The 1,046-nt window shown below is 38.8% G+C and carries 1 protein-coding gene; it reads left to right on the forward strand.

All coding sequences use genetic code 11. From position 1 onward, the window contains the following. Positions 1-951: alpha-L-fucosidase (locus AC1DPQ_RS28670; protein WP_477611703.1), on the forward strand; the 951-nt coding region annotated here is incomplete at its 5' end. Positions 952-1,046: the final 95 nt, after the last annotated feature.

Below are 1,046 nucleotides of genomic sequence, written 5' to 3' on the forward strand. Positions count from 1 at the left end.
AAATATGTGTTCGATGCTTTCCGTAAGGAAAATTTTATGATCGGTGCTTATTTTTCTAAACCCGATTGGCATTCTCAATACTATTGGTGGGATAAATATGCCACTGCAGATAGAAATAATAATTATGATATCAGAAAGAATCAATGGCGGTGGAATATGTTCAAAAGCTATACTCAGAACCAGATTGGAGAGTTAATGAACAATTACGGAAGCATTGATATTTTATGGTTAGATGGTGGATGGGTTCGTCCACGGGCTAGCGTAAATAAAGAAGTACTTTCTTGGGGAGCACCTATTCCTGATTGGAGTCAGGATATTGATATGCCGAAAATTGCAGCTGATGCCAGAAAAGCACAACCAGGTTTAATTGTGGTGGATAGAACGGTACATGGCCAGTTTGAAAACTACCAGACCCCTGAACAGAAAATTCCTGAAAATCAGTTAGAGTATCCATGGGAAAGCTGCATGACGTTAGGCGGAGCCTGGGGTTTTGTACCCAACGATCAGTATAAATCGGCAGAAGAAGTGGTTCATAAATTAGTAGAAATAGTAGCCAAAGGTGGAAGTTTGCTTTTAGGTATTGGGCCTAAAGCTGATGGAACGCTGCCTGATCATGTGATTACAAGATTGGATGAAATTGGTAAGTGGACCAGTAAAAATGGTGCTGCCATATACGGAACAAGGATTACCAAAAACTATCATGATGGACAGAACTGGTTTACGCAAAGTAAAGATGGTAAAACTATTTACGGCATCAGTTTAATCGGCAATACGCCAAACAAAGAAATTTCATGGCAAGGAAGTATTCCTAAAAAAGGAAGTCTCATTACCATTTTAAGTACCAACCAAAAGGTAAAATGGACATTGAAAGATGGCAAGGTACACTTCGATTTTCCTAAAACAGAGGAGAAAATAGCCCTGACTTTTTCTTTTACGCCCGAAATTAATTAACAATGCCGAAACCGAGAAGATACCTATATTTATTGCCTGCATTATTTTTCTGCAGTGGCCTTTTTGCTCAAGTTAAAAAAGGGCAATCTTTACCC

It is taken from the genome of Pedobacter sp. 01T416_2 (assembly GCF_056398925.1).